Source organism: Herbiconiux daphne (assembly GCF_024979295.1).
GTDB classification, from domain to species: Bacteria; Actinomycetota; Actinomycetes; order Actinomycetales; family Microbacteriaceae; genus Herbiconiux; species Herbiconiux daphnes.
Genome location: NZ_JANLCJ010000003.1, coordinates 262560 through 285723, shown reverse-complemented (window position 1 = coordinate 285723; position 23164 = coordinate 262560). Strand labels below are relative to the sequence as shown.

The window sequence follows — 23164 nt, the reverse complement described above, 5'->3', positions numbered from 1 at the left end:
GCCGGGCTTCAGCGGGCCAGCCAGACCTCGCGGGGGGTGAGCGGCACGGGCGCGGGGCGTTCGGCGGTCGTGGTGAGCTCGACGCGCCGGCCCTCCGCGGCCGACCGGGTGAGCGACTCCATCACGTCGAGCACGTGCAGGGCGAGGTGCCCGTTCGCCCGCGCGGGGGAGTCGGCCCTCGCCCGCACGAGATCGAGCAGGCCGACGCCCCGTGCCGCATCGGCGAAGCCCGCCGAGAGCGCGAGGCGGCGCCATCCGTCGTCCCCGGTGAGACGGACGGTGGTGTCACCGTCGAAGACGTTCGGGTCGGGCACCGACAGCGTGCCCTCCTCGCCGTGCACCTCGATCGGCGACGCCGCGGTGGCGGTGCCGTCGAAGCTCATGGTGATGGTCGAGACGGCGCCTCCCGCGTGCTCGAGCGCCCCGGTGACGTGGGTGTCGATCGACACCGGGACGACCTCGCCCGCGCGGGCGCCCGTGGCGATGCGCCGCTCCGAGCGCGGCCGGCTCGAGAGGCCGATCACCGCGCGCACGGGCCCCAGCAGGTGCACGAGGGCGGTGACGTAGTAGGGGCCCATGTCGAACAGCGGCCCGCCGCCCGCCCGGTAGTAGAAGTCGGGGTTCGGATGCCACCGCTCGTGCCCCGGCGTCACCATCACCGCGGATGCCGCCACCGGCCGGCCGATGAGCCCGTCGTCGATCGCGGCGCGCGCGGTCTGCAGGCCGGTGCCGAGCACCGTGTCGGGCGCCGAGCCAACCTGCCGCCCCGCTCGCGACGCCGCCTCGATCACGCCGAGGCCGGAGGCGAGGCCGAGTGCGAGCGGCTTCTCGCCGTAGACGTTCTTGCCGCTGTCGACCGCGGCCACGGCGATCTCGGCGTGCGCCGCCGGCACGGTGAGGTTGAGCACCGTGTCGACGTCGGCCGCCGCGAGCAGCTCGTCGACGCTCAGCGCGCGTGCCGCCGGCAGGCCGGCCGCGACGTCGTGCGCCCGGGCGGCATCCAGATCGGCCACCGCGGTCACCACGACCGCGTCGCTCTGGGCGAAGGTGTCGAGGTAGGCGCGCGAGATGACGCCCAACCCGACTATTCCGATGCGGTGCGGCTCGCCCACAGCATGCCCCTTTCGATGATGGTGCGGATGGCGGGGTGCCTCAGCACCTCGAGATCGTGGCCCGGGGTGGTCACGACGATGCGGCCGCGCCCCCACTGCCGCACCCAGACCGCGGGCGACGTGACCGGCCGGGCCCACGGATGCCACGGCGGCGCCGCGTGGGTGGTGGTGGCGAGCACGTCGCTCAGGTCGTCGTGCAGCACCCAGTACTGCTCGGTGGTGAGCGAGAAGTCGTCGAGCGAGGCGGTGACCGGATGCCGCCGCCCGAGCTCGGTGAACCGCAGGTCGTGGCGCACGAAGTTGTCGGTCTCGTCGCCGGCCCGTTCGTGGGGTGCCTTCGCCGGGTGGCTGGCGAACTGGCCGCCCACCAGCTGCAGGTAGTCGCTCGACGCGCGGTAGCTGTCGGCGATGCCGCCGTGCCAGCCGGTGAGCCCGGTGCCGGCCGCGACCGCCCGGCGCAGGCCCTCGACCTGGTCGGCGGTGATCTCGGACATCGTGACGCTCTGCACCACGAGGTCGGTGGCAGCCATGACGGCGGCGTCGGCGTAGACCTCGGGCGAGGTCTCGACCCGCACCTCGAACCCGTTCCGCTCGAGGAACGGGCGGAACAGCTCGGTGCTCTCGACCGGGTGGTGCCCTTCCCACCCGCCGCGCACGACGAGCGCCCTCACGAGACCCTCGGCGGAGCGGTCGTGGCGCGGGGCACGAGACGCGTGGGCAGCCGGATGTGCGTCTGCGCGGGGGTCTCGCCATTCATCAGGGCCACCAGCAGACCGGCCGCCGCCGCGCCGAGCTTCTGCATCGGCTGCCGGATGGTGGTGAGCGCCGGGTTCATCTGCGACGCCTCGGGGATGTCGTCGAAGCCCACCACCGACAGGTCGCCGGGCACCTCGAGCCCGAGCTCGGCGGCCACCTGCACGATGGCGATGGCCGAGAGGTCGTTGGCCGCGAACACCGCGGTCGGTCGATCAGGAGAGCGGAGCAACGAGAGCGCGGGTTCCCGCGCCGTCTCGCGCTGATAGAGACCCACCCGCACGAGCGAGGGATCGAACGGGATGCCGGCTTCACCGAGGGCGCGGCGGTAGCCGGCATCCCGCAACCCGGCCGAGCGAAGGTCGGGGCGGCCGGCGACGAAGCCGATGCGCCGGTGCCCGAGCTCGATGAGGTAGCGGGTGGCCTGCAAGGCGCCGCCGAAGCTGTCGCTCTCGACCGTCGGCAGGTCGGCACGGCCGGTGTGCGGGTCGATGGCCACCACCGGGATCTCGGTCTCGGCCGTCACCACGGTGGGCGTCACCATGATGGCGCCGTCGATGAGGGTGCCGCTCAGCCGGCTGAGCGACCGCCGTTCCCAGCCGTTGCCGTCGTGTTGCCCCGAGCCGCTGTAGGCGAGCAGGTCGTAGCTCGACTCGCGCAGGGCGGCGCCGACGCCCTTGAGGATCTCGGCGCTGAACGGCTCGAAGTCGGCCACCAGGATGCCGATGACGCCGGTGCGCCGCGAGCGCATGCTGCTCGCCACGAGGCTCGACTCGTAGCCGAGCAGCTGCACGGCGTCGAGCACCCGGCGCACGGTCTCGGTGGAGATGCCGTAGCGCCCGTTGACCGCTTTCGACACCGTCGCCACCGAGACGCCGGCGGCCGCGGCGACGTCGTGGATGGTCGCTCGTCGGTTCATGGCCTCAGCATAGGGGCAGACATGGAAAACATTTTCGAAAACGTTTGACACCGGATTTCCGAACCCCAAGATGGAGTCACACCACCCCCTCAATGAAGAGAGCAGGACGATCACATGAAGGCAGGAAGATTTCTCGCCGGATCCGCAGCCCTGATCCTCGGAGCGGTCGCGCTGAGCGCGTGCAGCTCGGGCGATTCCGGAGGTTCCGACGGCGGCGCGGTGACGATGAGTCTCTGGCAGAACTCCACCACCGGCCCGGGCAAGGAGTTCTGGCAGAAGACGGCCGCCGATTTCGAGGCCGCCAACCCCGGTGTCACCATCGACGTGCAGACCGTGCAGAACGAAGACCTCGACGGCAAGCTCCAGACCGCCATGAACTCCGGCGACGGCCCCGAGATCTTCCTGCAGCGCGGTGGAGGCAAGATGGCCGCGATGGTCGCGGCCGGCCAGGTGATGGACATCACCGACAAGATCTCGGATGACGCCACCAGCCAGATCCCCGAGGGTTCGTTCAAAGCCGAGCAGCTCGACGGCAAGACCTACGCCATGCCGGTGGCCGTGCTGCCCGGCGGCATCTTCTACAGCCAAGACCTGTTCACGCAGGCCGGCATCACCGAGACCCCCGCCACCGTCGACGACCTCGAGGCGGCCGCCCAGAAGCTGAAGGCCGCGGGCACGCAGGGCATCGCGCTCGGCGCCAAGGACGCCTGGCCCGCTGCGCACTGGTACTACTTCTTCGCCCTGCGCGAGTGCAGCCCCGACACGCTGGCCAAAGCCGCCGACGAGAAGAGCTTCGACGACGACTGCTGGGTGAAGGCGGGCGAAGACCTCGAGTCGTTCGCCGCCACCAACCCGTTCAACGACGGCTTCCTCAGCACCTCGGCCCAGCAGGGTGCCGGCAGCTCGGCCGGCCTCCTCGCCAACCACCAGGCCGGCATGGAGCTCATGGGCGCGTGGGACCCGGGCGTGATCGCTTCGCTCACCCCCGACACCAAGCCGCTGCCCGACCTCTCGTGGTTCCCCTTCCCCGAGATCTCCGGCGGCGAGGGCGAGCCCGGCTCGATCCTCGGTGGCGTCGACGGTTATTCCTGCGCCGCGGATGCCCCGCCGCAGTGCGTCGACTTCCTCAACTACATCGCCACCCCCGAGGTGCAGGAGGCCTACTACGTGGCCTTCAACGCCCCGCCGGTCAACACCGAGGCGCAGAAGGCCGTCACCGAGCCCTACCTGCAAGAGATCCTCAAGGCCTACAACGCGGCGCCCTACGTCTCGCAGTGGCTCGACACGGTCTACGGCCTCAACGTGGGCAACGCGCTGAACGTCGGGGTGGTCGACCTGCTCGCCGGCAAGAGCACGCCGGAGCAGCTCGTGCAGACCGTCAACGACGCCGCCAAGAAGTCCTAGGACACCGAGATGCAGGTTCGCGAGACCACGGTTCCCGAGCTCGACCCGGCGACCGATCTCGACACCACCGGGGGCGGCGGCACCACGCCGCCGCCCCCGGCGCCTGTGCCCAGGGCCCGCCGCGCGAAGATCAGCTGGACCACCCGGCTCGAGATCGCGCTGCTGGCCGGGCCGGCACTCCTGGTGTTCCTGGCGTTCGTGATCTTCCCGATCGTGGTCGCCGGCTACTACGGGTTCTTCAGCTGGCAGGGCTACGGGCCGGCCGTCGACTTCGTCGGCCTGCGCAACTACCTGACCATCCTGCAAGACCCGTCGTTCCACGAGGCCCTGCTGCACAACGGCATCATCGCGGTGCTGTCGCTCGTGCTCCAGGGCCCGGTGGCCATCCTGCTCGCGCTGCTGCTCAACCGGCGGCTGCGGGGTCAGTCCGTCATCCGTGTGCTCATCTTCGTGCCCTACGTCATCTCGGAAGTCGTCGTCGGCACCGGCTGGAGCCTCATGCTCCAGACCAACGGCGCGCTCAACGGGCTGCTCGAGAACATCGGCCTCGGCGGCCTGGCGCAGGACTGGCTCTCGAACCCCGACCTGGCCATCTGGACCCTGATGGTCATCATCACCTGGAAGTACGTCGGCTTCGCCGTCATCCTCTTCCTCGCCGGTCTGCAGGGCATCCCCGAAGAGCTCACCGAGGCCGCCGCCATCGACGGCGCCTCGTTCTGGCAGATCCAGCGCAGCATCACCCTGCCGCTGCTCGGCCCGACCCTGCGCATCTGGGCGTTCCTGTCGATCATCGGGTCGCTTCAGCTGTTCGACCTCGTGTACATCATCTGGGGCCAGTACGTCTCGTCGACCGCGGGCACCTCCACCATGGTCACCTACATGGTCACCAACGGCCGCAACGCCGGCAGCTACGGCTACGGCAGTGCCGTGGCCGTGGTGCTCTTCGTGATCTCACTCGTCGTCGCCTTGATCTACCAGCGGTTCGTGCTGAGGCGCGACACCGAAGGCGCACTCACCGGAAAAGGAGGCAAGCGCGGATGACCGCCACCATCGCCTCGACCCCCGCCGGCCGCACCTCGGTCGCCGCCGACCGCCTCGACGGATCCACCGGCCGACGCCGCCGCGGCCGCCCGCGCCATCCGTCGAAGGGCAAGGCGCCCCTGCAGCGCGGCAACGCCCTGGTCTACTTCGTGGCCCTCGTCGTGATCGCCCTCATGCTGGCGCCCGTCGCCTACATCATCGTGGGCGGGTTCCGCACGAACTCCCAGATCACCGTCGACCCCGCCGGCCTGCCGAACCCCTGGAACCTGCAGAACTACATCGACGTGATCACGGGAGGCGTGTTCTGGAACCAGGTGCTCAACTCCACCATCGCCGCCGTCGTCACCACGTTCGGCGTCGTGGCGCTCGGCCTGATGGCCAGCTACGTGATCGCCCGCTACGAGTTCCGCGGCCGGGGGGTTCTGTACTCCGTCTTCGCCGCGGGCCTGATGTTCCCGATGACCGTCGCCATCACCCCGCTCTACATCGTGGTGAAGAGCATCGGCCTGATGAATTCGCTCGGCGGCGTCATCCTGCCTCAGATCGCCTTCGCGCTGCCGACGACCATCATCATCCTGGTGCCGTTCCTCCGCGCGATCCCGCGCGAGATCGAAGAGGCCGCCTTCATCGACGGCTGCAGCCGCCTGGGCTTCTTCTGGCGCATGGTGGTGCGGCTCGCGATGCCGGGCGTGATCACGGTCGGCATCCTCGCCTTCATCGCGAGCTGGAACAGCTACCTGCTGCCCCTGTTCATCCTCAACAACGAGGCGGGCTTCACCTTGCCGCTCGGCGTGCAGGCGTTCTCGTCGCAGTACTCCGTCGACACCGCGAAGGTGCTCGCCTTCACCTCGCTGTCGATGATTCCGGCCCTGGTCTTCTTCAGCCTGTTCGAACGCCGCATCGTCGGCGGCCTCACGGGCGCCGTCAAGGGCTGAACGCCCTTCCTTTTCGAGAAAGCGACGTCCACGTGACTCTTCCGTTCCTTCCCGACGTCTCCGACCGGGTGCGCGACCTGCACAACCGCATGACCCTCGAGGAGAAGCTCGCGCAGATCGTCGGCTACTGGGTCGACCAGGGCGGCGAGGTGGTCGCTCCGATGGCCGGTGAGATGGCGACGTCGACCGGATACGCGGATGCGACGGTGCACGGCATCGGGCACCTCACCCGGGTCTACGGCACACGCCCCGTCGACCCCGTCGAACGCGCGGCCTGGCTCTGGGGCGAGCAGCGGCGCCTCAAGGAGACCACGCGGCTGGGCATCCCGGCTCTCGTGCACGAGGAGGTGCTCACCGGACTCGCCGCCTGGAAGGCCGCCACCTTCCCGACCCCCCTGGCCTGGGGTGCGGCGTTCGACCCCGAGCTCGTGACCGAGGTCGGCCGGTCGATCGGCGACTCGATGCGTGCCCTCGGCGTGCACCAGGGCCTCGCCCCGGTGCTCGACGTCATCCGCGACCCGCGCTGGGGGCGGGTCGACGAGTGCATCTCCGAAGACCCCTACCTGGTGGGCACGATCGGCACCGGCTACGTGCGAGGACTACAGAGCTCGGGAGTGCACGCCACCCTCAAGCACTTCGTGGGCTACTCGGCCTCGCAGTCCGGGCGCAATCACGCTCCCGTGCACCTCGGCCGCCGCGAACTGGCCGACGTGCTGCTGCCGCCGTTCGAGATGGCGGTGTTCGACGGGGGAGCGCGCTCGGTGATGAACTCCTACGCTGAGATCGACGGGGCGCCGGTGGGCGCCACGCCCGAGTACCTCTCCGGCATCCTGCGGGAGCTGTGGGGCTTCGACGGGGTGGTCGTGTCCGACTACTTCTCGGTGGCGTTCCTGCACCTCATGCACGCCGTCGCGGCCGACCGGGGCGAGGCCGCCGAGCTCGCGCTCGCGGCCGGCATCGACGTCGAACTGCCCACCGGCGACGCGTTCCTCGCGCCACTCGCCGATCGCATCCGGTCGGGGGCGACGGATGTCGCACTGGTCGACCGGGCCGTGCTGCGCGTGCTGGCGCAGAAGGAGCAACTGGGCCTGCTCGACGCCACCTTCGACGACCCGCCCGCGGTGGTCGACCTCGACTCGCTCGCGCACCGGTCGCTCGCGCGCCGACTGGCCGAGGAGTCGATCGTGCTGCTCACGAACGACGGCGTGCTGCCGCTCGTCTCGCCGAACGGCGCCGGGCCGCGTCGGATCGCCGTCATCGGGCCGAACGCCGACTCGGCCGACGCGCTCATGGGCTGCTATTCGTTCGCCAACCACGTGCTCGCCCATCATCCCGAGGTGCCGATCGGGCTCGACATCCCGACGGTGCTCGAGGCACTTCGGGGGGAGCTGGTGGGGGATTCGGACGGGGCGGACGGGGCTTCGGCCGGCACCGAGGTGGTCTTCGCGCAGGGCGCCGAGGTCGAGGGCGCGGGGGCCGCGGGGGCCGACGGGTTCGCGGCCGCGATCGATGCCGCACGGGGCGCCGACGTCGCGATCGTCGTGGTCGGCGACCGCGCCGGCCTGTTCGGTCGCGGAACGGTGGGCGAAGGCAACGACGTCGAGAGCCTCGAGCTGCCGGGTGTGCAACGGCAGCTCGTCGAGGCGGTGGCGCAGACCGGCATCCCGGTGGTGCTGGTGGTGCTGTCGGGTCGGCCTTATGCCATCGGCTGGGCGGTCGAGGGCCCGTCGGCGGTCGCCGCCGTGGTGCAGGCGTTCTTTCCGGGCGAGGAGGGTGCCGGCGCGATCGCGGGGGTGCTCTCGGGGCGGGTGACCCCGTCGGGGCACCTCCCCGTGTCGTTGCCGAGGTCGGCCGGAGCGCAGCCCTTCTCCTACCTGCATCCCCTTCTCGGCGGGCCGTCGGAGGTCACGAGCGCCGACAGCACTCCGGTGCTGCCGTTCGGTCACGGCCTCACCTACACCACGTTCGAGCGCAGCGGCCTCGAGGCCGACGCCGAGGTGGAGGCCGGTGGCGCGTTCACGGCGACCGTGCGCATCCGGAACCTCGGCGACCACGCCGCGACCGATCTCGTGCAGCTCTACGCCCACGACGTGCACGCGAGCGTCACCCGGCCGCTGGCTCAGCTGCTCGCTTACCAGCGGGTTCTGGTGCAGCCGGGGGAGGAGGTGGTGGTGCGCTTCGAGGTGCCGACCACGCGGCTCGCGTTCACCGATCTGGCCTACCAGCGCGTGGTGGAGCCGGGCGAGGTGCGGCTGTGGGTGGGGCCGTCGTGCGCCGAGGCCGAGACGTCGGCGACCACGTGCATCACGGGGCGGCCCTATCGGGTCACGGTAGCCGACGAGCGGATGGCGCGGAGCGAGGTGCTGGCGGCCGCCGAGCGGCTGGGGTAGGCGCGCTCGTGTGAGTTCCCGCGGGGCCGGGGGCGTGCCCAGCGGTGCGATTGGTGGCTAGGTTGGGGGCATGGAACCGCTGCATCGGGTGACCGCCCAGACCGTCGACGTGCTCGCGCTGATGCTGCAGTCGCCCGAGCCGCTCTGGGGGCTGCAGATCGTGAAGACGCTCGGGCGGCCTTCCGGCACGGTCTATCCGATTCTGGAGCGGCTGGAGCGCCAGGGATGGATCCGGTCGTCGTGGGCGGAACACTCCGAGGTGCAGGAGCGGCGCCGGCGGCTCTACGAGTTCACGGCGGACGGGGCGGATGCCGCGCGCGAGCTCTGCCGCGCGCAGGGGCGCCTCTAGGCGCGGGCCGCGGCGGTCGGCGCGGCGGCGTCTGGCTGCGGCGCTTGGCTGTGGCGCTTGGCTGTGGCGTCGCGTTGCGGGCGGCGGCGTGTGCCCGCGGCTACCGGCCGGGCGTGTCGCCCACGAGGCCCGCGATCGTCGCGGTGAGGATGCGAGTCACCCGCGGTTCGACCTCCACCACCGCGTGGGCCAGCCGCGGGTCGCTGCGGTAGAGGGCGGCGATCTCGGGGCCCGGGGTGGCCATCTGCCAGAGCGCCCCCGACAGCGAGGTGACGGCGGCCACCAGGTCGACGCAGTCGCGCTCGGTCAGGGCCGGCAGGGCGCGTTGCAGCGCGGCGGTGATGAGCTCGACCTGCTCCAGCGTCACGAGCTTGAACGCGAGCACCGCATCGAGCGAGACGTTGCGCTCGAGGTTGAGGGGTGCCTGGGCGAGCAGGTCGCAGAACACGGGCCGGCGGGCGAGCGACTCGGCGAGCGCTTGGGCGACGGTGGCCGGCGTCGGCGACTCGAGGTCGTCGAGTGTGGAGCACAGCTCAGGGCCCCAGTCGCGCCATCCTTCGGCCGTCAGCAGCAAGAAGATCTGCTCGCGCGTCTCGAAATAGCGCAGCAGAGCCGACTTGTGCATGCCCACAGCGTCGGCGATGTCGGTGAGGGTGACCGAACGGATGCCGCGCTCCGCGCCGAGCGATCGCGCGGCGTCGAGAATAGCCGCCTCGCGGGCCTGCTTGGCCTCGGGGGAGCGGGCGCGCTGGAAGGCGGAGGTCGATGTGGTCACGTCGAGAATTCTAACACAACACAGTTGCATAAATAAAGAAACAGTGTTTTACTAATGGTCATGAACGAACAGATTTGGTTTATCACCGGTTCCTCCCGCGGCTTCGGCCGCGAACTCGTCACGGCCGCGCTCGAAGCGGGTGACTCCGTCGTGGCCACCGCGCGCCGGCCCGAGCAGCTCGACGACCTGGTCGAGCGCTTCGGCGAGCGCTTCCTTCCCGTCGCCCTCGACGTCACCGACGCCGATGGCGCTCGCGCCGCCCTCGAAGCCGGGGTCGAGCGTTTCGGCCGGCTCGACGTCATCGTCAACAACGCGGGTTACGCCAACGTGTCGCCGATCGAAACCACGACCGACGACGACTTCCGCACCCAGTTCGAGACCAACTTCTGGGGCGTCTACAACGTCTCGAAGGCCGCCATCCCGCTGCTCCGCCGGCAGGGCGGCGGTCTGGTCATGCAGTTCTCCTCCATCGGCGGTCGCGTCGGCGGGTCGCCCGGCATAGCGTCGTATCAGGCGGCGAAGTTCGCGATCGACGGCTTCAGCCGGGTGCTGCGCGTCGAGACCGCGCCGTTCGGCGTGAAGGTGCTGCTGGTCGAGCCCAGTGGGTTCGCCACCGACTGGGCGGGTTCGTCGATGGTCGTGCGCGACATCCCGGCCGGCTACGAAGCGACGGTCGGAGCGGTGAACAGCCGCCTCCGCCAGTCGTCGGAAGGCCCGGCCGGAGACCCGCGGCGAGCGGCCGAGATCCTCGTGCAGGTCGCGAAGCGCTCGCACATTCCCGAGCACCTGCCCCTCGGCGTGAACGCCACCGAGATGGCCGTGCAGAACGGCCGCGCCCTCCTCTCCGAAGCGGAACAATGGAGCGCCGTCAGCCGTTCGGCCGACTTCGCCGAACCCTTCCCGGTTCCCTTCCCCGCCGACACCCCCTGACGTCCCGTCCGTCCACGCCGTGGCGCCTGGCCCCTCCTTCCGGAGGCCGACCCTCCTTCGGGAGGCCGCTCCGCCCTCCCGAAACACAGCTCGGCGCCAACGGCCTCCCGAGCACCAGGTTCGTGGCCCGCGGCGCCTCGCGAACTGTCCGTCGCGTGCACGTCGTGGCGCTCCACATGTCCCTCCTCCCTCGGGAGGCCGACCCCCCGACGGGCGGCCGCTCCGGCCTCCCGAAGCGAGAGTCGACGCCTCATGGCCTCCGGAACGCCAATTCCGCGCTTAGCGGTCCGACTCCGGAGGGCCGGCGCACGCAGCCGCGACCGACAGATTCTGACTGCGCCCACGCCTGACCCTCCGGAGGCCTCGGCGCCTTCGGGAGGTCATACTGGCCTCCGGAGGAATCGGGCCGCGCGGTCGGGCCTCCCGAGCGCAAGTCTCCGGCGATACAGCGGCGCCTCCCGAGCGCCGCACCGCGCGTAACTCGTGCCCCGACACCGGACTCATCGCTCCCCAGAGGCGCCGACCTCACCCGCGCGCCCCTCACCTGCATACCGCCCTCACCCGCGCGCCCCTCACCCGCGCAGGTCGAGCCCCCACACGTTCGTGTGCAGCGTCGTGCCGCGGAACGGCAGCTCCTCCGTGCCGCGCAACGTGAACCCGCTGCGGGCGCACAGGGCGTTCGAGGCCACATTGCCGACCTCCGGGCACGCGATCAGCAGGTCGTGCTCGGCACGCGAACGAGCGTCACCGATCACGAGTTGCACCGCCGCCGAGGCGACCCCGCGCCCCTGTGCCTCGGGCAGCACGAACCATCCGGTCTCGTGCACATCGACCTCGCCCCACCGGCTCGACCACCAGCCGATGCCGCCGAGCGGCTCGTCGCCGCGCACGATGCGGAACATTCGCGCCTCACCGCTCTGCCAATACCGCAGGTATTTCGCGTGCCGCTGATCGAGCTCGTCGATTGTCTCGGGGCGCCCGAGATGATCGGTCATCTCGGGCGTGTTGGCACGATCGAGCAGCCAACGGTCGCCGTCGGCCCAGGGTTCGATGTGCACCTCTGCCATGGTCCGAGGCTACGCGCGGCGACCGACATCGACGAGTGGCGGCATCCGGCGGGTGGTAAGACGAGAGGATGACGCGAACGATCGCCACACCCGTGCTCGACATCGCCTACCGCCAGTTCGGCGGCGACGACGGCTTTCCGGTGGTGCTGCTGCACGGCTTCCCCTACGACTGGGCGAGCTACGACGAGGCCGGGCCGCTCGTGGCCGACGCCGGCGCCCGGGTGATCGTGCCGTCGCTCCGCGGCTACGGCTCGACCCGGTTCCGCAGCGACAGCACGATGCGGTCGGGTCAGCAAGCGGCACTCGGACGCGACCTCCTCGACCTCCTCGACGCGCTCGACATCGAGCGGGCCGTCGTCGGCGGCTACGACTGGGGCGGGCGCGCGGCCTGCGTGCTGGCGGCGTTGCATCCCGAACGCGTCGCCGGACTCGTCAGCGTCGACGGCTACAACATCCAGCAGATCGCCGCGAGCGGTGAGCCCGAGCCGCCCGACCACGAGAGGGCGCTCTGGTATCAGTGGTACTTCCAGTCCGAGCGCGGGCGCCGGGGCCTCGCCCGCAACCGCGACGACCTGTGCCGCATCCTGTGGCAGGACTGGTCGCCGGAGTGGCCGGATGCCGCGGCCGCGTTCGAGCTCAGTGCCCCGAGCTTGCACAACCCCGACTTCGTCGACGTGGTCATCCACTCCTATCGACACCGTTATGGCAACGCCCCCGGCGACCCCGCCTATGAGGCCGACGAGCGGATGCTGGCGACCCGCCCCCCGATCGCCGTGCCGGCAATCGTGCTCTGCGGCGCCTCCGACGGTCTCGGCGCCGGCGACCCCGACGACGACCGCGCCGACTTCACCGGTCCGTTCCGCGGTGCCGTTCTCCCGGGCGTCGGGCACAATCCTCCGCAGGAGGCTCCCGCCGCCTTCGCGGCCGCCGTCGCCTCGCTGCTGCCGGCCGCCGCCTGACGGCGTCGCCGCAGGTGGCGTCATTTCGCCCTGCAAGCTTGTCGGCCGCGTCGGTTCCCGCTGTCGGGAGGCCATTGGCGCGAGTAGACGCTCGGGGAGGCCGCCGTGGCCTCTGGAAGGCGTCGCGGCCTCCGCAGCGCGCCTCACGGGGGGATCGCGGCCGCCGGAGCATCGCTGGTGCCGACCGCTGCCGGCTGAAGGTGTCGCCACGGCTGTGGCAGTGCCATCGTCCCGCGATCTAGGCGGCCCGGCGCCCGCCGTTGGGAGGCTATACGCGCGGGCAGACGCTCGGGGAAGCCGCCGTGGCCTCCGGAAGGCGTTACGGCCTCCGCAGCTCGCCCTCGCGGGGAGCCGGGGCCACCGAGGCGAGGCTACACAACGGCGCGTTGCGACGGCACCGCGGCCTCGTATCGTGCCCTCGCGTGGGAACGCGGCCACCGAGGCAGGGCGTCCCGAAGACACGGCGGCTTCCGGTAGCGCGCTACTGGAGCGCGCCATTCCCGACGAGTGCAGACATGCCGAGCACTCGCTAGCGCGCCGAACGCGCCCGCCGACCTACCCCGCCGGCGCGAAGAAGGCGCCGATCGCCGCCGACAGCGCCACGAGGTCGTCGACGTGCGCGAGCTCACGGGCCGAGTGCATCGACAGCAGCGGGGCACCGACGTCGACCGTGCGGATGCCGAGCCGCGTCGCCGTGAGCGGCCCGATCGTCGAGCCGCACGGAATCGCGTTGTTCGACACGAACTCCTGGTAAGCCACGCCGGCCCGCTCGCAGGCCCGCTTCCAGAGCGCGGCACCGAACGCATCCGTCGCGTAGCGCTGATTCGCGTTGATCTTGAGCAGTGGTCCACCGCCGGCCACGGGAAGGTTCGCGGGATCGTGCCGCTCGGGGTAGTTCGGGTGCACCGCATGGCCGGCATCCGCCGACAGGCACCACGAGTCGGCGAACGCCCGAGCCCGCTGGTCGACGGTCGCGCCGAGCGACGTGCCGATGCGGGTGAGCACGTCGTCGAGGAAGGGTCCGCTGGCGCCCGAGCGTGATTCCGAGCCGAGTTCCTCGTGGTCGAAGGCCGCGAAGACACTGATGTGCGGGGCGATCGCGAGCGCCTCCGCCTCGGCGACGAGGGCGGTGAGGCCGGCGTGCACCGAGCTCAGGTTGTCCATGCGGCCTGCCGCGAAGAGCACGTCGTCGAGCCCGAACCGGGCCGGAGGATTGGTGTCGGCGGTCAGGATGTCGTAGCCCGCCACCTCGGAACCGTCGGCGAGCCCCGCCAGAGCGGCCAGGATGCCGACGAGGTCGGCCTGCGACCGGTCACCCACCCCGAAGACGGGCGCCGTGTGCCGCTGCTTGTCGAGCACGAGCCCCGAGTTGACATCGCGATCGAGGTGGATCGCGAGCTGCGGAATGCGCAGGAACGGCCCCGTGCGCACGAGCCGCACCTCGCCGTCGAGCGTCACGATGCGCCCGGCGAGCTCGAGCTCGCGGTCGAGCCACGAGTTGAGCAGCGGGCCACCGTAGACCTCGACGCCGGCCTGCAACCAGCCGTTCGAACCGATGGTGGGACGCGGTTTGAGCTTGAATCCGGGGGAGTCGGTGTGCGCGCCGAGAATGCGGAACGGCGTGACCGCCCCCGCCCCCTCGGGCGCCACCCACGCGATGATCGCGCCGTCGCGCAGCACGTAGCGACGGCCGGGCCCGGCCAGCCACTCGTCGGTCTCGCGCTGCTCGGTGAATCCGGCGAGCTCGAGCCGCCGTGCTGCCTCGGCCACCGCGTGATATGACGACGGCGAGGCCCGGATGTATTCGGCGAAGTTCTCGATGTAGCTCGCGGTGTAGGACATGCCTCCATCCAACCATCCACGCCCGACGCCGGTGCTCAGCCGTCGGCGAGCAGCCGTCGTTCGACGTCGGGATCGAGCCCGACCGTCGGCCGGTCGGCGCGCTGTGGCGCCATGCCGCCGACGCTCTGCAGCCAGCGCCAGGTGTCGGCCACGGCCTGCTCGAGCGGCCGAATGCTCAGGCCCGCCGCCAGCGCCTTCGACACGTCGCCTGCGTGCATCATGTCGTGGTCGGCGCCCTCGGGCAGCCAGATGGGCAGCTCGATCCAAGGCGAGACGCCGGCGCTCAGGATGCGCTCGGCCGGCACCCAGAGCAAGCGGGCATCGCTGCCGGTGACGTCGACCGCCGTCTCGAGCAGCCGACCCAGCGTGGCGGCGCCGGCGGGGCTCACCACATTGAACGCGCCGCCCAGCCCGCGACTCCCGGCGTCGAGGGTGAAGGCGGCGAGATCGCGGGCGTCGATGTACTGGATGCCGCCGCTCGGGTCTCCCGGAGCCAGCACCTCACCGCCCTGCGCGATCCGCCCGAGCCACCACGGCAGCCGACCGATGTTCTCCCACGGACCGAGCACCAGGCCGGGCCGCACGATCAGCGCCCGATCGCCGAACGCCTCGACCAGAGCGCGTTCGGCGCCTGCTTTGCCTCGGGCGTAGTCCACCTCGAGCTGCGGCGGCGCGCTCGGCCAGCCTTCGGCGAGTGCGACGGTCCCCTGTTCGCCGTCGCTACCCGTCGCTGGGGCGCCCGCCGTCGCCGCGTTGCGGAGCGCGGGATCGCCGTCGGACAAGTTGGAAGGCACGAGCGGAGCGCTCTCGTCGGCCCCGGCCGGCACCGGGTCGGCGTAGACCGAACGGCTCGACACGTAGGCGTAACGATCGGCGAACGGAGCGAGCAGCCGCGCCGAGTCGCGCACGGCGAATGGCTCCCATGACCAGGTGTCGACCACGAGGTCCCAGCGGTAGTGGGGAAAGTCGAGGTCGGCCACTGTTGCAGTCTTGCCGTCTGCGTCGGCGTGCGCGGCGGCGTCAGCGTCGGCGTCGGCGTCGGCGTGCGCGGCGGCGTCAGCGTGCGCGGCGGCCCCGGTGTGCGCTGCGGCCCGTGCCTGAGCGGCGGTCCCGGCGTGCGCTGCCATCCCGGAGTGCGCTGCGATCTCGGTGTGCGCTGCCATCCCGGAGTGCGCTGCGGTCTCGGTCTGCGCTGCGCTCTTGGCCGCGGCGGCCAGCGCGGCGAGTCCGCTGGCGGTGCGCCGATCGCCGATCAACGCGGTGACACCTGCGGGAGCCGCGTTCGTGCCGCGATTGAAGACGGTCACCTCCCACGACCGGGCCAGCGCCTCCTGCACCAGCGCGCGACCCACGAACTCGGTGCCACCGAGGATGAGTACTCTCATGCCTCGAGTCAACCGCACCCGACCGCTTCGCGGCTCGCCTTCTGCCCACGGCAGACGGCGGACCCGCCTAGGGCGCCAAAAGGCTGCAAATGACCGACACCGAGGCCCTATACGGCTTCGGTCGTCGTGGTTTGCAGCTTTTTCGGGCACGCTCCGGCGTCCGTGCCCGCGTTTTCGCAGCGTCGCGCCCGATGGCGATCAGCCACCTAAACGCGCCCGCCCGTTGTCGTCGTGCACCAAAAAGCTGCAAATTACCGACACCGAGGCCCTATACGGCCTCGGTCGTCGCGATTTGCAGCCTTTTCGCGCAACGAATCCCCGCGCACTGTCCCAGAAGAGCCACCGCCGCACTTTGAGCAGACGGTCACTTTCGTGCCCTATCGTCGGTCGCAGCGGCCCGACCCGTCGCTGACGAACCGCCCGGAAGGTAGACGATGCGCTCCCGAATCGCCGCTCTCGCCGCGATCCCGGCGATCGTGCTGGTCGTGGCGCTCTCGGTGGCCGGCTGCTCGTCGCACCCGACGTTGGCCTACTCGAAGCTGGCGCATCTCGACCAGAGCATGTCGCTCGCCTCGGTGACCCTGCCACCGGCGGTGTCGGGCGTCGACTCCGACATCGTCAAGACCTCGCTTCGGCTGCTCGCCGTGCACGACGACGTCGAGTACTGGGTGGGAGCCACCCGTGACGACCGCATCTGCTTCATCGCCCGAGGGGTGACGACCGAAGCGAAGTGCATCGATGCCGACCAGTTCGGTCGCTACGGCATGACGCTCCAGCTCGACGCACCGGTGCAGCGCGTCTGGCTGCACACCGAGTACATGACGGTCAGCCCCGGCTGGACCGTCGTCTCGCAGAACATCGCCATCCGCGACTGACCCCCAACGAGCGACGATCGGCCCCCGCAACCGCCACGACCGACCGCCGCCGACCTCGCCCCCCACCGCCCCCGCCACCAGCGCGACAGCCTCAGTCGCCCGCGCCCCGCTTCTTGGCCGCGCGCCGCTGCTCGACCTCGGCCTGCTTCGCCGCCCGCTCGCGCGCCTTGGCGAGCAGCTCGCGCTCCTTCTTCAACGCCTCCCGCACCTTCTGCTCGGCCTCGCGAAGACGGTGCTCGGCTTCCCGGCGGGCGTGCGCCGCCTCGCGCACCTTCTCGTCTTTCGGGTAGAAAGCCGCCCGGTCCGCCGCACCCTGATCGGCGGCGTCGGCGGCGTCGGAGGCGGAGGCGGCGTCGGCGACAGCCGCCCACGAACCACTCCGCTCCCGCTCGTCGAGCAGGTGCTGGATGCCGTCGAGAATGCGCTCCAACCCGAACCCGAAGTCGTCGAACGAGTCGGCATCGTGCTCGAAGTCCTCGGTGTAGGCCCCGGATGCCAGCACCGGCAGCAGATAGGGGAACCGCGCCTCCGTCACGAGCTCCCGCAGCGCCGCCGAGTAGTTCGTGCCCGGCACCGCCCCCTGCGGAGCATCGACCGCGCCGGCCCGCCCGATGTCGCGCTCGAGCATTCCGTAGGTGCGCGTGTAGCCCGTGGCCAGCAGGATCGTCGCCATCTTCTCGGTGTCGGTCAACGGCGTGCCGCGAAGGCAGCGCAGCCCCCAGTCGACGATGCGCAGGTTGTTCGGCGTGATCGGCACCCCCTGGATCGGGATGTCGGTGAACCAGGTGTGCGCCCGCACCACGCTCATCGTGAGCACCACCCACTCGCGCAGTTCAGCACGCCAGTCGGCGGTGAGCGGCTCGGGCGGAGTCGGAACGTCGATGGCGGCATCCTGCATCAACAGCAGCAGGTCGTCTTTGCTCGTGATGTAGCGGTAGAGCGACATCGTGGTGAAGCCGAGCGACGTCGCGACCCGGTTCATCGAGAGCGCCGACAACCCCTCGGCGTCGGCGATCTCGATGGCGGTCTCGACGATGCGCTCGATGCTGAGCTCGCGCTTCGGGCCCTTGTGCGGCTGCTCGGCCACGCCCCACGAGAGGGCGACCGCGTGCGGGAGGGAGACGTCGTCGAGATCGGTCATCGTGCTCCCTCCCATCGCGGCGATGTAGCCGGGAGTGTCATTCTACGAGAGCGTGCGGCGACGGTAGGCGAGGGTCGCCGCCAGGTAGCTCACGACGAGCACGCCGACGAGCCAGGCGAGCGCCTCCCACAGCGACGCGCCGACGGGCTGCCCGCTGAGCAGCGCCCGCAAGCTCTCGATGATGGGGGTGAACGGCTGGTTCTCGGCGAACCCGCGCAGCCACTCCGGCATCGTGTCCACCGGCACGAATCCGCTCGACACATAGGGCAGAAAGAGGAACACGAAGCTGATGCTCGCCGCCGCGTCGACGCTCAGGAAGAGCCCGGCCGCGCACGCGAGCCAGGTGAACGCCACGATCACGAGCGCCGCGAAACCGACGGCCGCGACCCAGCCGAGCGCATCCGCCGCGGGGCGATAGCCGAGCAGCAGGGCGATTCCGACCACCGGCACGCACGACGCGAGATTGCGCAGAACACTCGCGATCACGTGCCCGAACAGCACCGCCGGCCCGAACATCGGCAGGGTCTTGAAGCGGTCGATGGTGCCGCTCGTCATATCTTGTGCAACGCCCACCGCGGTCGACGCCGATCCGAAACCGAGGCACAGGATGAGCACACCGGGCACGACGTAGTCGATGTAGCCGCCATCGCTCTGGATGGCACCGCCGAACACCACCACGAACACGAGCATGATCGCCACCGGAATGGCGAAGGCCGTGACGAGGCCGTCGACGCTGCGGATCGTGCGGCGCAGCTCGCGGGCCACCATGGCGCCGATGTCGCCGAACGCGCGGCCGACCGCGATCGCCGGGGGGATCGGTGCGGGCGTGGGGACGGGAGCGGGTGCCGGGGCCGCCGGGCGGCTGCTGCCGGCGGCCCCGAGGGCGGGGGAGTACGTGGTCATGCTGCCACCTCGTCTTTCGTGATGATGTCGTCGGTTCCGGATGCCGCCGCAGCGGCCGAGGCGGGGTGCCCCGTGAGCGCGAAGAACACGTCGTCGAGCGACGGCCTCACGATAGCGATGTCGGCGACGGTGAGCCGGCGAGCGGATGCCTCGGCAAGGGCTGCAGAGATCGCCCGCGCGGGGTCGTCGGTCGGGATGGCGATGCCGAGCCCGTCGCTCTCGACGGCCGGGGTGCCAAGTCCGGCGGCGACGGCCTCGTGGGCCTCGGCGGGCGAGGTGAACACGATCTCGACGCGGCCACCGGTGACCCGTGCCTTGAGGTCGTCGGCGGTGCCCGTGGCGATCACGGTGCCGCCGTCGAGCACGGCGACCCGGTCGGCGAGCTGGTCGGCCTCTTCGAGATACTGCGTCGTGAGCAGGATCGTGGTGCCGTTCGCCGCGAGAGCGCGAACCACGTCCCACATCTGCGAGCGGCTTCGGGGGTCGAGCCCCGTGGTCGGCTCGTCGAGGAAGACGACGGGCGGCTGGGCGATCAGGCTGATCGCGAGGTCGAGCCGGCGTCGCATGCCGCCGGAGTAGGTGCCCGCCCGGCGGTTGGCGGCATCCGTCAGCTCGAACTGCTCGAGCAGATCGTCGGTTCGCAGCCGGGCGGCTCGCGCGCCGAGATGGGCCAGCCGCGACATCATCTGCAGGTTCTCGCGGCCGGTCTGGAACGCGTCGACCGAGGCGTACTGCCCGGTCAGGCTGATGAGCCGCCGCACCCGGTGGGGGTGGGCGGCGACATCGACGCCCGCGATGCGCGCGGTGCCGCCGTCGGGCGTGACGAGCGTGGTCAGCACGTTGACGGTGGTGGTCTTGCCGGCGCCGTTCGGGCCGAGCAGCGCGAAGATCTCGCCCTGGGCCACGGCGAGGTCGACACCGCGCAGCACGGCGTTCGAGCCGTACGACTTGGTCAGTCCGGCGACGTCGATCATCGGTCGAGTGCTCATGATTCCTCCGTTTCTTCTGTGTATGGGGTAAACATGTGTACAAGATACACAGTGTGTATGCCATACGCAATAGACGCGACAACCACCCGTTCCGAAGTGGCGGCTTGATCGCCGACCCCTGCGTGGCCAGACTCGGGGCATGGAATCGCACACCCTCGTCGACGTCGTGTCCGTGTTCGCCGATCAGAACGGAGCGTTCGGCAACCCGCTCGGCATTCTGTGGTCGACCCCCGACACCCGCGGCCGCGAGCAGCAGATCGCCACGACCCTCGGCTTCAGCGAGACCGTCTTCGTCGACGAGATCGTCGAGCACGCCGAGCACGCCGAGCCGGTCGAACACGTCGGCCACGACGAGGGCGGCGACCACCCCGACGGCGCCGACCGCGCCACGCAGCGCCTCGCGCGCATCCGCATCTTCACGCCCGCCCGCGAGCTGCCGTTCGCCGGGCACCCCTGCGTCGGCACGGCCTGGTGGCTCGCGGCCCAGGGCCGGCCGGCGCAGACGCTGCAGGTCGCGGCCGGCGACGTGGCCGTGCGCTACGACGGCGACATCACCTGGATCACCGGCCGCGCATCCTGGGCCCCCGCCTTCGAATGGCACGAGCTCGGCTCGGCCGCCGAGGTCGACGCCCTCGACGCGGGCGCGTTCGTCGACGGCGAGCACTACGCCTGGGCTTACGTCGACGAGGCGTCCGGGCATCTGCGCTCGCGCATGTTCGCCCCCGCCCTCGGCGTGCCCGAAGACGAGGCGACCGGGGCGGCGGCCGTGCGCCTCACCGCGCTGCTCGGCCGCGACCTCGCCATCGACCAGGGCGTCGGCTCACGGCTGCTGACCCGACATCTCGGCGGCGAGGAGGTGTCGGTCGGCGGCCGCACCGTGCGTTCTACGCCGGTCGACCTCGCTCTGCCCTGAGGCCCGAACGCTGCCGGAAACAGACGAACCTCGCGGCATCCGTGCCCTCTGAGAGGGAGGCCGCGAGGTTCGTCTGGGTCCGCCCGAAGCGGTCGATCGACCGCAGGGCCGCCGCGCAGCGCGAGCGCCGCAGCGACCGTCAGTGTGGGTCAGTGCGGGTCAGTGCGCGATGACCGGCTCCGGAGCGTCGGATGCCGCGCCCGCGGCGTGCGGCGACGACAACGACAGCCCCTGCCCGCGCCGACGGAAGAGCAGGGCCGCGAGCACCGCGCCGAAGGCGAAGAACCCGGCACCCCACCAGTAGGCGGTGGCGTAGCTCTGCACGGCGGCTTCGGCGGCCACGGCGGCGGTCGCCGGCAGGTGCGAGGCCACGTAGTCGGCGGCGGCCGTGGCCGCGAGGGTGTTGAGCAGTGCCGTGCCGATCGACCCGCCGACCTGCTGGCTCGTGTTCACCGTGGCCGAGGCCACTCCGGCGAACTCGCGGTCGACCCCGAGGGTCGCGGTCTGCATCGACGCCGGCATGATCGAGCCCATGCCGAATCCCAGGATCATGAGCGCGGGCAGCAGATCGGCCGCATAGGTGCTGTCGAGGTTCAACCGCGTCAGCATCACCATGCCGATGGCCGCGAGCGTCATGCCCGCCGGCACCATGATCTTCGGACCGAACCGGGGCACGAAGATGTTCGTCGACAGCTGCGCCGCCAGCACGAGCATGCCGATCATCGGCAGGAACGACACACCCGTCTGAATGGGCGAGTAGCCGAGCGAGGTCTGCAGGTAGTAGGTCACGAACAGGAAGATGCCGAACATGCCCGCTCCCGCGATGAGCACCGAACTGAAGGCGGCTCCGCGGTTGCGGTCGAGCACGATCGAGAGGGGGAGCAGCGGATGCGCCGCGCGGCGCTGCCAGAGCACGAACGCCACGAGCAGAACACCGCTCGCGACGAGCATTCCCCAGGTGAGCGGCGAGTCCCAGCCATCCGTCTCGGCGTTCGAGAACCCGTAGACGAGTGAGAACAGCGCGCCCGACACGAGCACGGTGCCCGGGATGTCGAGCTTCGGCCGCGGACCGGTGCGCTTCACCGTGGTGACGAACAGCGCGGCGCCGATGATGGCGACGATGGCGATGAAGACGTTGATGTAGAGGTTCCAGCGCCAGTTGAAGTTCTCGGTGAGTACGCCACCAAGCAGTAGGCCCACGGCGCCACCGGCTCCGGCGATGGCGCCGAACACGCCGAACGCGCGGGCGCGCTCCTTCGGGATGGTGAAGGTCGTCGTGAGCACGGCGAGGGCGGTGGGCGCGAGCAGGGCTCCGAAGGCGCCCTGCAGGGCGCGCGCCGCGACCAGGGTGCCGAAGCTGTCGGCGGCGCCACCGAGGGCCGAGGCCACGGCGAAGCCGATCAGGCCGATGATGAAGGTGCGTTTGCGGCCGATCAGGTCGCTGAGGCGGCCGCCGAGCAGCAGCAGGCTGCCGAAGGCGAGGGAGTATGCGGTGATGATCCACTGCCGGTCGCCGTTGGAGAAGCCGAGGTCGGCCTGGGCGGCGGGCAGGGCGATGTTCACGACGGTGGAGTCGAGCACCACCATGAGTTGGGCGAGGGCGACGGTGGTGAGGGTCCACCAGCGACGGGTCGAAGCCGTGTGAGCGCCGGCGGAGGCGGCGACGTCGGAGGATGTCTGAGGCATGAGCAGAACTATATACGGTACTGCCCAGTTTCGGATATCTTTGTTCTAGAATTAGTCCGACGGTAACATGAAGTCGACCCCGCATGAAGGAGATCGTTGCAATGACGCAGCTCGACCTCGACCCCACGAACACCCGCGCTGCCGATGACACGGCCGCCGAGCCGGCCCGTCTGGGCCGCAAGCGCGACCACAGTCGCGACGCCGACATCCTCGACGCCGCCGTCGACGTGCTCGCCGAAGAGGGCTACGACGGCATGACCATCGACATGGTGGCCGCTCGGGCCAAGGCCGGCAAGGCCACGCTCTACCGGCGTTGGGCGTCGAAGGGCGAACTCGTCATCGACGCGGTGGCGTGCATGAAGAAGGACGACCTCGACCTCGATCGGCTGCCCGACACCGGCACCCTGCGCGGCGACCTGATCGGCATGATCAAGCCCCGCACGCTCGAAGAGGCCGAGAAGAAGCTGCAGGTGATGGCGGGCCTCATGTCGGTGCTCGCCCGCTCGCCCGAGCTCTCCGACGCCATCAGCCAGGCCATCATCGAGCCCCGCGCCGAGGTCAACCGCATCCTGCTGCGCCGGGCGATCGAGCGGGGTGAGATCGCCGCCGACTGCGACGTCGACACCATCGCGCTGATCTCGCCGTCGATGGCCGCCTACCGCACCCTGGTGCTCAAGAAGCCGGTCGACCGCGAGTTCCTCGTGTCGATGATCGACGGCGTCATCCTGCCGGCGGTGGGCATCCGGCCCTGAGCATCCCTCGAAGGTCGATGTCGGCGGTGCCGGATAGCCTGATG

The 23164-nt window shown here is 70.7% G+C and carries 21 protein-coding genes; 10 read left to right on the top strand and 11 right to left on the bottom strand.

Annotated elements, in window-relative coordinates; translation table 11 throughout:
* Nucleotides 1–8 precede the first annotated feature (8 nt).
* From N1032_RS10075 to N1032_RS10065, 3 genes are read right to left on the bottom strand one after another with little or no spacing between them, the layout of a single operon-like run.
* A complete protein-coding gene (locus N1032_RS10075) occupies nucleotides 9–1112 on the bottom strand; it encodes a Gfo/Idh/MocA family protein (protein ID WP_259538928.1) in 1104 nt (367 codons plus the stop codon).
* Nucleotides 1085–1783: a ThuA domain-containing protein gene (locus N1032_RS10070; protein WP_259538927.1), complete on the bottom strand. Its 699-nt coding sequence runs from the start codon at nucleotides 1781–1783 to the stop codon at nucleotides 1085–1087. The genes N1032_RS10075 and N1032_RS10070 overlap by 28 nt, the downstream gene beginning before the upstream one ends.
* Nucleotides 1780–2784, bottom strand: coding sequence for a LacI family DNA-binding transcriptional regulator (locus N1032_RS10065; protein ID WP_259538926.1), 1005 nt, complete (start codon nucleotides 2782–2784; stop codon nucleotides 1780–1782). Before N1032_RS10065 ends, N1032_RS10070 begins: the two co-directional genes overlap by 4 nt.
* A gap of 114 nt (nucleotides 2785–2898) precedes the next feature.
* On the opposite strand from N1032_RS10065, the gene N1032_RS10060 reads away from it, so the two are divergent.
* The 5 genes from N1032_RS10060 to N1032_RS10040 all read left to right on the top strand — a co-directional run bounded on the left by N1032_RS10060 (nucleotide 2899) and on the right by N1032_RS10040 (nucleotide 8903).
* The gene (locus N1032_RS10060) at nucleotides 2899–4188 is read left to right on the top strand and encodes an extracellular solute-binding protein (RefSeq protein ID WP_259538925.1); all 1290 of its coding nucleotides are present in this window, start codon (nucleotides 2899–2901) and stop codon (nucleotides 4186–4188) included.
* A gap of 9 nt (nucleotides 4189–4197) precedes the next feature.
* Nucleotides 4198–5229 carry a carbohydrate ABC transporter permease gene (locus tag N1032_RS10055; RefSeq protein WP_259538924.1) on the top strand — a complete coding sequence of 344 codons (1032 nt, stop codon included), beginning with the start codon at nucleotides 4198–4200 and terminating at the stop codon, nucleotides 5227–5229.
* Nucleotides 5226–6164, top strand: coding sequence for a carbohydrate ABC transporter permease (locus N1032_RS10050; RefSeq protein WP_259538923.1), 939 nt, complete (start codon nucleotides 5226–5228; stop codon nucleotides 6162–6164). Before N1032_RS10055 ends, N1032_RS10050 begins: the two co-directional genes overlap by 4 nt.
* 89 nt (nucleotides 6165–6253) lie before the next feature.
* Nucleotides 6254–8554 (top strand): beta-xylosidase/alpha-l-arabinosidase, encoded by a 2301-nt coding sequence (locus tag N1032_RS10045; protein WP_259539181.1) that lies wholly within the window; start codon nucleotides 6254–6256, stop codon nucleotides 8552–8554.
* A 70-nt stretch (nucleotides 8555–8624) separates the two neighbouring features.
* The gene (locus N1032_RS10040) at nucleotides 8625–8903 is read left to right on the top strand and encodes a PadR family transcriptional regulator (protein WP_259538922.1); all 279 of its coding nucleotides are present in this window, start codon (nucleotides 8625–8627) and stop codon (nucleotides 8901–8903) included.
* A 100-nt stretch (nucleotides 8904–9003) separates the two neighbouring features.
* On the opposite strand, the gene N1032_RS10035 is transcribed toward N1032_RS10040, so the two are convergent.
* Nucleotides 9004–9678, bottom strand: a complete 675-nt coding sequence (locus N1032_RS10035; RefSeq protein WP_259538921.1) for a TetR/AcrR family transcriptional regulator — start codon at nucleotides 9676–9678, stop codon at nucleotides 9004–9006.
* 60 nt (nucleotides 9679–9738) lie between these two features.
* Here N1032_RS10035 and N1032_RS10030 point away from each other — a divergent pair, with 60 nt between their 5' ends.
* The gene (locus tag N1032_RS10030; RefSeq protein WP_259538920.1) at nucleotides 9739–10608 is read left to right on the top strand and encodes an SDR family NAD(P)-dependent oxidoreductase; all 870 of its coding nucleotides are present in this window, start codon (nucleotides 9739–9741) and stop codon (nucleotides 10606–10608) included.
* Between the two features lie 572 nt (nucleotides 10609–11180).
* On the opposite strand, the gene N1032_RS10025 is transcribed toward N1032_RS10030, so the two are convergent.
* The gene (locus N1032_RS10025; RefSeq protein ID WP_259538918.1) at nucleotides 11181–11675 is read right to left on the bottom strand and encodes a GNAT family N-acetyltransferase; all 495 of its coding nucleotides are present in this window, start codon (nucleotides 11673–11675) and stop codon (nucleotides 11181–11183) included.
* A gap of 68 nt (nucleotides 11676–11743) precedes the next feature.
* Here N1032_RS10025 and N1032_RS10020 point away from each other — a divergent pair, with 68 nt between their 5' ends.
* Nucleotides 11744–12634, top strand: coding sequence for an alpha/beta hydrolase (locus N1032_RS10020; RefSeq protein ID WP_259538917.1), 891 nt, complete (start codon nucleotides 11744–11746; stop codon nucleotides 12632–12634).
* Nucleotides 12635–13189: 555 nt separating this feature from the next.
* Here N1032_RS10020 and N1032_RS10015 read toward each other — a convergent pair.
* Both N1032_RS10015 and N1032_RS10010 read right to left on the bottom strand, forming a co-directional pair.
* Entirely contained in the window at nucleotides 13190–14476 is a 1287-nt protein-coding gene (locus tag N1032_RS10015) for a M18 family aminopeptidase (protein ID WP_259538916.1), read from the bottom strand.
* 35 nt (nucleotides 14477–14511) lie between these two features.
* On the bottom strand, nucleotides 14512–15861 hold the full coding sequence (locus tag N1032_RS10010; protein WP_259538914.1) for a Rossmann-fold NAD(P)-binding domain-containing protein: 1350 nt from the start codon (nucleotides 15859–15861) through the stop codon (nucleotides 14512–14514).
* Between the two features lie 434 nt (nucleotides 15862–16295).
* Here N1032_RS10010 and N1032_RS10005 point away from each other — a divergent pair, with 434 nt between their 5' ends.
* Nucleotides 16296–16736, top strand: a complete 441-nt coding sequence (locus tag N1032_RS10005) for a hypothetical protein (RefSeq protein ID WP_259538913.1) — start codon at nucleotides 16296–16298, stop codon at nucleotides 16734–16736.
* Between the two features lie 91 nt (nucleotides 16737–16827).
* On the opposite strand, the gene N1032_RS10000 is transcribed toward N1032_RS10005, so the two are convergent.
* From N1032_RS10000 to N1032_RS09990, 3 genes are read right to left on the bottom strand one after another with little or no spacing between them, the layout of a single operon-like run.
* Nucleotides 16828–17877, bottom strand: a complete 1050-nt coding sequence (locus tag N1032_RS10000) for a TetR/AcrR family transcriptional regulator C-terminal domain-containing protein (protein WP_259538912.1) — start codon at nucleotides 17875–17877, stop codon at nucleotides 16828–16830.
* A gap of 42 nt (nucleotides 17878–17919) precedes the next feature.
* On the bottom strand, nucleotides 17920–18780 hold the full coding sequence (locus N1032_RS09995; RefSeq protein WP_259538911.1) for an ABC transporter permease: 861 nt from the start codon (nucleotides 18778–18780) through the stop codon (nucleotides 17920–17922).
* Nucleotides 18777–19769 carry an ATP-binding cassette domain-containing protein gene (locus N1032_RS09990; RefSeq protein WP_259538909.1) on the bottom strand — a complete coding sequence of 331 codons (993 nt, stop codon included), beginning with the start codon at nucleotides 19767–19769 and terminating at the stop codon, nucleotides 18777–18779. Before N1032_RS09990 ends, N1032_RS09995 begins: the two co-directional genes overlap by 4 nt.
* 139 nt (nucleotides 19770–19908) lie before the next feature.
* Between N1032_RS09990 and N1032_RS09985 the strand changes: the two genes are divergently transcribed.
* Nucleotides 19909–20682, top strand: a complete 774-nt coding sequence (locus tag N1032_RS09985; protein ID WP_259538908.1) for a PhzF family phenazine biosynthesis protein — start codon at nucleotides 19909–19911, stop codon at nucleotides 20680–20682.
* A gap of 159 nt (nucleotides 20683–20841) precedes the next feature.
* Here the strand turns inward: N1032_RS09985 and N1032_RS09980 are convergent, their stop codons facing one another.
* Entirely contained in the window at nucleotides 20842–22368 is a 1527-nt protein-coding gene (locus N1032_RS09980; protein ID WP_259538907.1) for an MFS transporter, read from the bottom strand.
* Between the two features lie 101 nt (nucleotides 22369–22469).
* Here N1032_RS09980 and N1032_RS09975 point away from each other — a divergent pair, with 101 nt between their 5' ends.
* A complete protein-coding gene (locus N1032_RS09975; RefSeq protein WP_259538906.1) occupies nucleotides 22470–23120 on the top strand; it encodes a TetR/AcrR family transcriptional regulator in 651 nt (216 codons plus the stop codon).
* Nucleotides 23121–23164 lie beyond the last annotated feature (44 nt).

Bases quoted from the DNA above. Each gene is read 5' to 3' on its own strand.
- N1032_RS10000 (WP_259538912.1), bottom strand. From the start codon at position 17,877: ATGACCGATCTCGACGACGTCTCCCTCCCGCACGCGGTCGCCCTCTCG.
- N1032_RS10050 (WP_259538923.1), top strand. From the start codon at position 5,226: ATGACCGCCACCATCGCCTCGACCCCCGCCGGCCGCACCTCGGTCGCC.
- N1032_RS10045 (WP_259539181.1), top strand. From the start codon at position 6,254: ATGACCCTCGAGGAGAAGCTCGCGCAGATCGTCGGCTACTGGGTCGAC.
- N1032_RS10005 (WP_259538913.1), top strand. From the start codon at position 16,296: ATGCGCTCCCGAATCGCCGCTCTCGCCGCGATCCCGGCGATCGTGCTG.
- N1032_RS09980 (WP_259538907.1), bottom strand. From the start codon at position 22,368: ATGCCTCAGACATCCTCCGACGTCGCCGCCTCCGCCGGCGCTCACACG.
- N1032_RS09995 (WP_259538911.1), bottom strand. From the start codon at position 18,780: ATGACCACGTACTCCCCCGCCCTCGGGGCCGCCGGCAGCAGCCGCCCG.
- N1032_RS10015 (WP_259538916.1), bottom strand. From the start codon at position 14,476: ATGTCCTACACCGCGAGCTACATCGAGAACTTCGCCGAATACATCCGG.
- N1032_RS10055 (WP_259538924.1), top strand. From the start codon at position 4,198: ATGCAGGTTCGCGAGACCACGGTTCCCGAGCTCGACCCGGCGACCGAT.
- N1032_RS09990 (WP_259538909.1), bottom strand. From the start codon at position 19,769: ATGAGCACTCGACCGATGATCGACGTCGCCGGACTGACCAAGTCGTAC.
- N1032_RS10030 (WP_259538920.1), top strand. From the start codon at position 9,739: ATGAACGAACAGATTTGGTTTATCACCGGTTCCTCCCGCGGCTTCGGC.
- N1032_RS10065 (WP_259538926.1), bottom strand. From the start codon at position 2,784: ATGAACCGACGAGCGACCATCCACGACGTCGCCGCGGCCGCCGGCGTC.
- N1032_RS10060 (WP_259538925.1), top strand. From the start codon at position 2,899: ATGAAGGCAGGAAGATTTCTCGCCGGATCCGCAGCCCTGATCCTCGGA.
- N1032_RS09985 (WP_259538908.1), top strand. From the start codon at position 19,909: ATGGAATCGCACACCCTCGTCGACGTCGTGTCCGTGTTCGCCGATCAG.
- N1032_RS09975 (WP_259538906.1), top strand. From the start codon at position 22,470: ATGACGCAGCTCGACCTCGACCCCACGAACACCCGCGCTGCCGATGAC.
- N1032_RS10025 (WP_259538918.1), bottom strand. From the start codon at position 11,675: ATGGCAGAGGTGCACATCGAACCCTGGGCCGACGGCGACCGTTGGCTG.
- N1032_RS10010 (WP_259538914.1), bottom strand. From the start codon at position 15,861: ATGAGAGTACTCATCCTCGGTGGCACCGAGTTCGTGGGTCGCGCGCTG.
- N1032_RS10040 (WP_259538922.1), top strand. From the start codon at position 8,625: ATGGAACCGCTGCATCGGGTGACCGCCCAGACCGTCGACGTGCTCGCG.
- N1032_RS10020 (WP_259538917.1), top strand. From the start codon at position 11,744: ATGACGCGAACGATCGCCACACCCGTGCTCGACATCGCCTACCGCCAG.